Below are 9,197 nucleotides of genomic sequence, written 5' to 3' on the forward strand. Positions count from 1 at the left end.
CACCGGCGCCGGCGGCTGGGGCGCGCGGGGTGGGGGTGTCTCGGAGCGCTCGCGGGGCGTCGGGGCGTCGCCGGCGACGGCCGGTGCCTCCTCGACCGGCGCGGTGGCCGCCGGAACGGGCCCGGTGGCCACCGCCCACCGCAGCGCGGGCACGCCCGCCGCCCAGTCGGTCAGCTTCCCCATCGGGGCGGCGCCGAACCGCAGCACCAGGTAGGCCACCAGCGTGCCCAGCACCAGTCCGGCGACCACGTCGTGCGGGTAGTGGGCGCCGACGAACACCCGGGAGAACGCGGTCACCACGGCGGAGACCAACACCCAGGTCGCCACCCGCCGCCAGGCCATCGCCAGCCCGACGGCCGCCGCCGTGGCGAAGGTGGTGTGGTTGCTCGGGAAGGAGTAGTCTCCGACCGGATCGCAGGCCACGATCATGACGACGTCGATCGACTGGCAGGGCCTTTCCTGGCCGACCACGGTCTTGATCGTCTCGCTCACCAGGTAGGACAGGGCCGTGGCGGCGAGGGCGAGCAGGGCCAGCGGGAGAGCCCGGCCCCCGATGCCCCTGGCCCGCCACCAGTTCAGCAGGAGCAGCACGACCAGCATGATCGGCAGCCCGTCGGTGATGATCTCGGCGGCGAGGTGCACCCAGTCCGGCGTTCCGGAGGCGAACTCGACCAGACCCCGGTACAGGGTCGCGCTGATGCCGGGGACGCCGTCAGGGGTTTCTGCCATGCGTGTCCGTTGTCCAATCTCGGTCGGGCGGCGGTCCGCGCTACCGGCGGGGTCGTGGATCGGGGCGGGTGCGGGACCCAGCCGATGATCTTGACACAGTCGCCGATGCCGGTTCGGCGGGCGGGTGCTGGTGCTCCTCGTCATCCGGGGGACGCGTGTCCTCGTCCCGACGTTGCGCGGCCCCTGCGGGGCCGGGGACCGCCGACACCGGGCCGACGGACCCGTCCGCACAGAATCCCGCGCACGCGGGAACGGCGTGTACGGGCCGGCGCGCCGCCGCCCTTGTGGGTGGTCCGCCTCGGGCCACGGAGGTGGCCGTGAGGGGCGGGGGTGTGCCCGGACGGGCGGCCTGGCCGGCGGCGGTCGGGGCTCGGGCGGGTGAGCTGCCCGACCCGCGCCCGGGAAGCCGGGGTCGCAACGACGCTCCGACCGCACCGGCGACAGGATCATCGCTGGGCGCCGGCGAGGGGCAGCGACCGGGACAACGTGAGGTCACCGGTCGCCGGTCACCGGTCGCCGAGCACGGCGGTCCAGTCGACCCGGTGCTCCCCGGCCGGTGCGGGCCGACAGGACGGTGCACGCCAGCGCCGAACCCGCGCTGACCGGGGAACCGAGCGGGGGCACCAGCTGGCCACGGCGAGCCCCAGCGCTACCGGACCCAGCCCGCCCCGCGCCCCGGCCGCACCCGGGTGCCTCCCACCATCCGCCCCCCACGCGCGGTGTCCGCCGCCGGGGACGGGGTCGTGGTGAGGGCACGCGCACGCCTCGGCTGGTGACCCCGAGCGGCCGGGGGTTCCGCCATCCCGGGCGTGGGTGCGTGCTGCCGGCCGTGGTGGTCAGCGGGCCGCGCCGGCGGTCCTCTGCCCGCCCAGCGGCGCGGCGGCACGGTTCCTCCCCGGCCGGCAGCACGCCAGCGGCCGAGAGGGGGCCGAGCCGGGCCCGGTCCGTCCCCCGGGACGGCCTCCGACCGCGCCCGCCGCCACCCACCGCACCCGGGTTCCGCCCGAACGTGCCCTCCTGGCTCGGATCGCCGGCAGGCACCCGGGGGAAGCGGCTCGTGGTTGGTGGCCGAGACCGTCCCGAGCGGGCCCGTTCCCGGTGTCGGCGGGGCGGAGGCCGGAGCACACCGCGACCGGCGACGTGGTCGTGCCGCCACGGCCGAGACGACCGTTCCCGCCGCCCCGGAGGGCCACCCGGAGGGGCCGGTGCCCCGCCTCGGCCCGGAGCATGATGGGGGCCGACGCGCGGGGCGGTGCCGACCACCAGGACGACCCGGTGCGCTGCCCGTCCCGGGGGTGACCGAAAGGGGGCCGCGATGGCGGTGGACTGGCGGGACTACGACCGCGACGAGCTGGCTCGGCAGTACTCGCCGAGTTCCCGGGTGCACGACATCGCCCCCTACCTCGCCGACTACGCTCGCCGCAGCGAGCAGGCCAGGCGGGACCTGGAGGTCCACCGCGGCCTGAGCTACGGACCCGGCCCCGACCAGGCCTACGACTACTTCCCCGCCCCCCGGCCGGGCGCGCCGCTGCACGTGTTCGTCCACGGCGGCTACTGGCAGGAACTCAGCCGGCACGACTCGGCCTTCCCCGCCCTCGACCTCGTCCCGGCCGGCGCGGCCTTCGCGGCACTCGGGTACGGCCTCGCCCCGGCCCACGGCCTCGCCGAGATCGTCGCCTCGGTCAGCCTCGGCATCCGGCACCTCTGCCGGCACCGGTCCGAACTCCCGGGACGTCCCTCGGAGGTCCACCTGAGCGGGACGTCGGCCGGGGCGCACCTGGTGGCCAGCGCCCTGCTCGACGTCGAGGGGTGGCGGCGCGACGGACTCGACCCGGCGCGGGCCATCGGCAGCGCCGCGCTCCTCAGCGGGGTGTACGAACTGGAGCCGTTGCGCCACACCTACGTCAACGACGCGCTGGGGCTGGACACGGCCGCCGCGGCCGCGTCCAGCCCGCTGCTGGCCCTCCGCTCGCCGCTCCCGCCCCTCCTGGTCGCGCGCGGTCGGAACGAGACGGAGGAGTTCGCCCGGCAGCACCGGGAGTTCGTCGACCGGGCCCGGGCCGTGGGCACCGAGGTCACCGACGTCGTGGTGCCCGGCCGCAACCACTTCGACCTTCCCCTCGACCTCGGCCGGCCGGGCACGGTCCTCGGGGACGCGGTGCGGCGGCGGATGCGCGTGGGCTGAGCCAGCTCGCGGCCCGCACCGACCTGGTCGCCGGCGGGTGCGAGGCGGGCGGCGGGCGAGGTCCCCGGTTCGGGCGAGGAGGCCGGGGCATCGACCAGCGGTGCGCTCCGCCCTCGGCCGGCGGGTTCGGGTCGGGCGGTGCACGATGGCCAGCTCCGGCCGGACGGCTTGAGCGGATCACCGCCGCGCGGTGCCCTGCCCGTGCGCCACGGCTCCACGTCGTCGCCGCTGCGGCCGTTCGACGCCGGGTGCTCGCGCCGGCGGGTCGCGTGCGACGGGTGAGCCGGGTCTGTGCCCTCGATCGTCACCGCCGACCACGTTCCTCCGTTCTCCTCTCCGCATCCGGAGGGTGCCCGTCGGCGCGGTCCGGTGTGGAGGCGGGACCGCCACGGTGGTGGACGGCGGTGGGAGTGCGAGCCGTCTCCTGGAGCGCGCCCCCCATGTGACGCAGCCCTCGTGGCGCGAGCTCCGCTGAACGGCCTACCTGACGCGGCGGAGGAGTGGCGGCAGGTGGTGGGGCACCGGAGCGTTCGGATGGGCCGTCCTGGTCAACCTCCGGCGCCATCAGGTCGACCGCCGGGTGATCCGTTCGTTCGACCGCCGACGCAGGAGCGCGGTCCAGCGCCGCCGCCGGTGGGAAACCACCGATCCGGACGCTGGAGTGCGAAAGTCGTCACCCATCATTTGTCCAGATGAAACGAGAAATTTAGCGCATAGACAATCTTGACGTGTGGGAGCGCTCCCACTTACGCTCGGGCGGCCGTGTGGCGGCACGGAGCGGAGGTGGCGACCAGCGGACTTCCAGCACATTCAAGACCTCGGAATGCGTGGTTCACCCTCGGTGGACCGCCCTCTGGAACCGAATCCGTGTTCTGCGGTCAGGGTGTTGACGTGACTGGCCACGCGGACCCGGCGACATGCTGGGAGGCGGGATTCGATCGAGGACCGCATTGTTGTTGACCGGGGCGAGGGGGAAAGTGGTGGTCGTGGTTCTTCCTGGCAGCAGGGTTGCTCTTATTGAACGTTCAAATCCGAAATCCGAATTCACTGTCGAGATCCAGGACCTGCTCGTGAGGTACGTCCGTTCGACTGATCGGGAGAGGTGGGGCGCCGAGGTCGGGGCACTGGTCTCGGAGGTCCTGCCCCCACTGCGCGAGTTCGTCCTCCGGGGCGGCCGGTCCCTCCCGGGGTGCTCCACCGCATCGAGACCGTCTCGGACGGGCTGGTCGAGGCCGGGGTGCCACGGGGAGAGCTCGCCGACGTCAGCCGCCGCGTCGCCGCCGGAGGAGCGGGGCGGCTGATCAACCGGGGCGGGGGCGTTCCCCGGCGGTTCGTCACCGAGATCTGCAGCAGGGTGGTGGTCGCCATCCACGACGTCGTGTGGGCCATCCTCGGTGGTCGGGCGCACCCGCCGGCTCCCGCCCCGCGACGCCCCGAGCTTCGGGAGGTCGACGGCCTGGAGCTGCGCATCCTCGCCATGGTGGCGCGGGGCTTCTCCACGGTGGAGACCGCCAAGGCCCTGCACTACAGCCGCCAGGCGGTCAGCTACCACCTCGGGCGGCTGATGGCCCGCTTCGACGCCCCCAACCGCACCGCGCTCGTCGCCGCCGCCTACGAACACGGCCTGCTGCCCCGAGGAGCCGCGGGACGGGGCCGGCGGTACTGAACGGGGCCCGACCGGCCACGCGGGGTGGGGCCGCCGGTCGGGTTCGCCCCGGTCTCAACCGGGCAGGACAGCTCCTCCGCAGTGGGCGAGCGCCCGGCTGACCGCCGCGAGGTCGGCGCGGCCCTCCCCGGCCATCGTCTCGGCCAGCCGGTCGTGGAACCGCGACAGCAGCGCCCCCGCCTCGGCCTCGTCCACCCTGCCCCTGGCCAGGGCCGTCACCAGCGCCCTGGCGAACCCGTCCGCCGTCACCTGCGCCGAAGCCCAGTAGAACGCCGAACCCACCGCCGCCCGAGTCGCCGAGCCCTCGGTCGTCGACGGCACCCGGTACCCGGCCTCGGTGTCCCGGAGGAACGCGAAACCCGTCCCGGCCGCGGACATGCGCAGCCACGTGTGGTCGTCCTCGGCGACACCGGTGGCGGGGAACGGGCACCGGGTGGCCAGGTCGATCCGCGTCGCGACCGTGGAGGTCAGGCTCGTGTAGCCGAGTTCGGTGCCGATGGTGATCCAGGCGTCCGGTCCCTCCGGTGGCCCCTTGCGGTGCGAGTCCAGGATCTCCCGGATCGACGGGGTCACGCGATCCTCGGGAACCGGCTGGCCGTGCTCGTCGATCACGGTGAAACCCGAGTACACGAAGTCGATGGTGGGCCGCTCCGCGAAGACGCGGCGGGTCCTGCGGAGGCGGTGCGGGTGGGCGAGGTCGTCGGCGTCGAGGAACAACACGAACGGAGCTCCCCGGGCCGCCGCCCAGGACACGCCCCGGTTGCGGGCCGCCCCAGGGCCGCCGGAGGACGTCGTGCGGAGCACGACGAGGCGCTCCGGATCCCTGGCGCGAACCGCCTCCAGCCGCCGCCCCACGTCCGGGCCGGGGGACGCGTCGTCCACGATGACCGCGCGCCAGGCGCGGTCGCTCTGCGTGAACAGGCTGCCGACGGTGCGTTCCAGGTACCCCCAGGACTCGTCGGACCGGGCGTGGTGCGGGATGACGAAAACCGGGCTCGCGCCGAGGTCAACCATTTCCGATGCTCCCGAAATACCTGATTCCTGAGGTGGAAGCACAACCTATGGGTACTCGGTGCTCCGTTGTCAAACGACGTTAACAAATGATCTAACCTTCCTCTTCGTGTGCGCTTTCCCGGTGCGGGTCGTCCTATGGTGGTGCGGTCGCCGGTTGACCACCCCCGGAGGAGGAAACATGGCGCATCGAATCTGGGAAATGACCGGTGTGGACGCCATTCTGTTCGATCTGGACGGCGTCCTGGTGAATTCGGCGCGCGCGATCGACTTCGCGATGCGGCGCTGGGCCGTCGAGCGCGGGCTGGACCCGGACGCCATCGCGGCGCTGGCCCACGGCCGCCGCGACGAGGACCTGGTCCGTTTGGCCGCCCCCCACCTGGACGTGGAGCCGGAGGTCGACCGCATCGCCGAACTGGACTTCGAGGTCATGGACCAGGTCACCGCCATCCCCGGTGCCGCAGCGCTCACCGGGCTGCTGCCACCGCTGCGGTGGGCGGTGGTCACCTCCGGGGCGGCGGCGATCGCGTCCGCGCGGCTCGCCGCCGCGGGCCTGTCCCGCCCGCCCGTGGTGGTGACCGCCGAGCAGGTCGCGAAGGGCAAACCCGACCCGGAGGGCTACCTGCTGGCCGCCGAGGAACTGGGTGTGGAACCCACCCGGTGCGTCGTCCTCGAGGACGCCCCCGTCGGGTGGGATGCCGCCACGGCGGCCGGGATGAGGTGCGTGGGGGTTGGCCCGGAACTCGCCAGCTCGCGGCCCGACCTGGCCGCCTGGGTCGACGACCTGAGCTCCGTCCGCGTCGCGGCGGAACCGCCCGGCCTCAGGCTGACGGGCAGGTCACCGTCCCCGGCGGCCAACGGCGAGACGGCGGACTGAGGAGGCAGTGGTGGACGACGAGGTCGACCTGTTGGTGGTGAAGGTGGGCGGGAGCCTGGTCTCGGAGAAGGCCCGGCGCGACCACCTGGACCACGACGCCCTGGCGGGGTACGCGGCGCAGATCGCCGACCTGCACGCAGCCGCACCCGGGCGCGTGGTCCTCGTCGTGGGTGGCGGATCCATCGGGCACGGTGCCGTGCGACACCTCGACGTTGGCGACCCCCTCGCCCCGCTGCCCCTCACCCGTGCGACCTTCGACGTCAAGTGGTCGTGGGTGCGGGCGCTGCGGGAGCTCGGCTCGCGGTGCTTCCCCGTCCAGGTCGCCGCCATCTGCACGCTCGGCCCACAGGGGCCGGAGGTCCGTTCCGGCACCGTGCGGCTCCTGCTCGACCACGGCATCCTCCCGGTGCTCGCCGGCGACAGCGTGCTCTGCGCCGACGGCTCGCTGCGGGTGTTCGGCAGCGACCACGTCCCGGCCGTGGCCGTGCGCGGCGAGCCAGGTCGGACGCGGGTCGCCGTGCTCACCGACGTCCCGGGAGTCCTGGCCGGCGGTCCCGGCAGCGACGAGGTGATCCCGGAGATCACGCCCGGGACGGCGGCGGAGGCGTTCCGGCGGATCTGGCCAGCGGCGGCGCACGACACCAGCGGGTCGATGGGGGGCAAGGTGGCGGCGCTGCTCGAGCACGCCCGCGACGGGGCGGAGTGCTTCGTGCTCCGTGGCGATCCGACATCCCCGGACCTGCGGTTCCTGCTCGGTGCGCGTGGCACGTGGCCCGGCGTGCCGCACACCCGCATCGTCGCCGACGCCACGGGCTGACCCCTGGGCGCCGGCGCCGGGAGCGAGCGCGGTGCCGGCAGCACGGTCGCCAGGGACCGGCCCCGAGCTCTTCCCGGGTGGGCGGATGCCGCTGCCGGCGCGCGCACCGGCGGGAAAGCCGGACCGGACTGCGACGCCGAGCCGCGCTCCACCAGGCAGGTCGACGGGTGCGGCCGCGGCGCGCCACCGAGCCAGGACCGGGGCTGGCAGGCCGGGGCGCCGCCAGCCGGACGGAGTCGGCGGCAGGAGGCCACCCTCCGCCGAGCCACGAGGAGGGGAAGCGCGGGCGGTCGCGCCCACCCGTCCCGAACTCGCGGACGGGGCAGCAGGTCGCTCAGGCGGGAAGCCGGTCGGCGCGGCTGACGAAACGGGGCCGCCACCGGCGAGGAACCCGAGCCGCGCCAGCCGCGACCCGGCCGGGGAACGGCTCCCCGGGAATTCGGGGCGGCCCGGGAACCCGGCTGGTGGGGCGCGCCTCCTACCGGGCGACGGCGCCCCACCCGAGCTGGGACCGGCCTCATCCGACCGCGTCCACCGCCCTCGTCGAACTCCCAACGCGAGCCGACCGCACCGCCGTGACCACCCGCTCCACCACGGTGTCCAACGGCAGGGTGGCATCCACCTCCACCCACCCGGAGCGGGCCGACCACTCGTCCAGCAGCGACAGGATCGCGCCCTGGTGCCGCAGGAAGCTGTCCCGCCCGCAGTCGGGGTCCATCCCGCACTCGTAGGGCACCAGGTCGTGTTCCTTGCGCCGCCACGCCGCCTCGGGTTCCAACCGGAGGTAGAGCACGAGGTCGGGCACGGGCAGACCGGCGACGACCGACTCCACCCAGCCCCGGTCCATGCCGTAGACGATCTCGCTGGCGGCGTGTTTCATCCAGTAGCCGTCCAGCACACCGACGGCCTCGGCACCGGCACTGGGCGCGGCGTCGTTCCGCTCGCCCAGCAGGGCCATGCCGATCGACCACATCAGGAACAGGAAGCGGGGCGGGTTGGGCATCTCGGCCACGCACAGCCGCAGGTCGGACACCGGCGGTCGGAGGAACCGGGTGGCCGGGTAGTCGGGGTTGTCGACGATGCGCCACCGCTCGACGAGCTGCGCGGGTACCCCCGCCTCGGCGAGCCGGTCGACCGCCAACGAGGTCACCGTCGACTTCCCCGCGCCGTCACTTCCCACAACCGCGATGATCATTGCTTCTCCTGCCTGTCAGTTCCAGGGGGTGAGAGCTGGTGGCCCCTCCGGGCGGTCGGCGCGCAGTGAGGGCGCGTCCCGACCCGCGAGCCAGGCGGCCAGGTCCGTCGCCGTCCCGGTCACCGTGACGGGGACCCCAGCACCGTGTGACCGGGTCCGCCCGCCGTCCGAGGGCACCAGTCGCACCGCGACACCCTCGGGGAGCCGCCAGGTCATGAACTCCACCAGGTGGTCGGTGAACGCGGCCGTCCACTCGCTCGTCCGGTACCCGGCGTCGAGGTCCACGAGGTGGATCTCCACCTCGCGCCAGACGGCCCTGGCGGTGCCCGCCAGGTCCCCGTCCCGGTAGCGGACCGGCCGCGACCAGTCCTGGGGGGACACCCGTTCCCAGACCGCCAGCAGCCGCCGCAGGCCGGTCGCCAGCGTGTCCCGGACCTCCTGGCCCGATCCCCGCGCGCCGGACTCGATCGCGGCGTCCCTCCCCGGACGGCCCCCGTCGTAGACGTCGACGAGTGCGCCGCGCAGCGCGTGCTCGGCCTGCCGCGCCATCGCCGAGGTGACCTGGCCGAGGTGGACCAGGACGTGGGCGCGTGACCAGCCGGGGAGGGCGCTCGGCACCCGCAGGTCCGCGTCGGACCAGTCCTCGCTGAGCGCGATCAGGAGTCCGGTCCGCTGGCGCAGCCACGGGACCAGCACCGAGGGCCCGTCGTCGCTCGG

The 9,197-nt window shown here is 74.4% G+C and carries 8 protein-coding genes; 4 read left to right on the forward strand and 4 right to left on the reverse strand.

Translation table 11 applies throughout. From position 1 onward, the window contains the following. A partial coding sequence (locus ACTIDRAF_RS30300) for a phosphatase PAP2 family protein (RefSeq protein WP_016700728.1) occupies positions 1 to 729 on the reverse strand: 729 nt, incomplete at its 3' end. 1,315 nt (positions 730 to 2,044) lie between these two features. Between ACTIDRAF_RS30300 and ACTIDRAF_RS0221240 the strand changes: the two genes are divergently transcribed. Continuing rightward, positions 2,045 to 2,914 carry an alpha/beta hydrolase gene (locus ACTIDRAF_RS0221240; RefSeq protein WP_016700729.1) on the forward strand — a complete coding sequence of 290 codons (870 nt, stop codon included), beginning with the start codon at positions 2,045 to 2,047 and terminating at the stop codon, positions 2,912 to 2,914. A gap of 1,189 nt (positions 2,915 to 4,103) precedes the next feature. After that, positions 4,104 to 4,580 carry a helix-turn-helix transcriptional regulator gene (locus tag ACTIDRAF_RS32195; protein ID WP_016700730.1) on the forward strand — a complete coding sequence of 159 codons (477 nt, stop codon included), beginning with the start codon at positions 4,104 to 4,106 and terminating at the stop codon, positions 4,578 to 4,580. 54 nt (positions 4,581 to 4,634) lie between these two features. Here ACTIDRAF_RS32195 and ACTIDRAF_RS32200 read toward each other — a convergent pair whose 3' ends face one another. Further along, complete coding sequence (locus tag ACTIDRAF_RS32200; protein WP_016700731.1) at positions 4,635 to 5,594, reverse strand: glycosyltransferase; 960 nt, start codon at positions 5,592 to 5,594, stop codon at positions 4,635 to 4,637. Positions 5,595 to 5,772: 178 nt separating this feature from the next. Between ACTIDRAF_RS32200 and ACTIDRAF_RS30315 the strand changes: the two genes are divergently transcribed. Both ACTIDRAF_RS30315 and ACTIDRAF_RS0221260 read left to right on the forward strand, forming a co-directional pair. Beyond that, complete coding sequence (locus ACTIDRAF_RS30315; RefSeq protein WP_245533601.1) at positions 5,773 to 6,468, forward strand: HAD-IA family hydrolase; 696 nt, start codon at positions 5,773 to 5,775, stop codon at positions 6,466 to 6,468. A gap of 10 nt (positions 6,469 to 6,478) precedes the next feature. After that, positions 6,479 to 7,285 (forward strand): amino acid kinase family protein, encoded by an 807-nt coding sequence (locus ACTIDRAF_RS0221260; RefSeq protein WP_157163185.1) that lies wholly within the window; start codon positions 6,479 to 6,481, stop codon positions 7,283 to 7,285. 517 nt (positions 7,286 to 7,802) lie between these two features. On the opposite strand, the gene ACTIDRAF_RS0221265 is transcribed toward ACTIDRAF_RS0221260, so the two are convergent. Together ACTIDRAF_RS0221265 and ACTIDRAF_RS30320 are read right to left on the reverse strand one after the other, a co-directional pair. Continuing rightward, on the reverse strand, positions 7,803 to 8,480 hold the full coding sequence (locus ACTIDRAF_RS0221265) for a nucleoside/nucleotide kinase family protein (protein WP_016700734.1): 678 nt from the start codon (positions 8,478 to 8,480) through the stop codon (positions 7,803 to 7,805). A 15-nt stretch (positions 8,481 to 8,495) separates the two neighbouring features. Then, the coding region (locus tag ACTIDRAF_RS30320) for a maleylpyruvate isomerase family mycothiol-dependent enzyme (protein ID WP_016700736.1) at positions 8,496 to 9,197 on the reverse strand (702 nt) is incomplete at its 5' end.

The sequence above is a fragment of the Actinoalloteichus spitiensis RMV-1378 genome (assembly GCF_000239155.1).
Classification (GTDB): Bacteria; Actinomycetota; Actinomycetes; order Mycobacteriales; family Pseudonocardiaceae; genus Actinoalloteichus_B; species Actinoalloteichus_B spitiensis.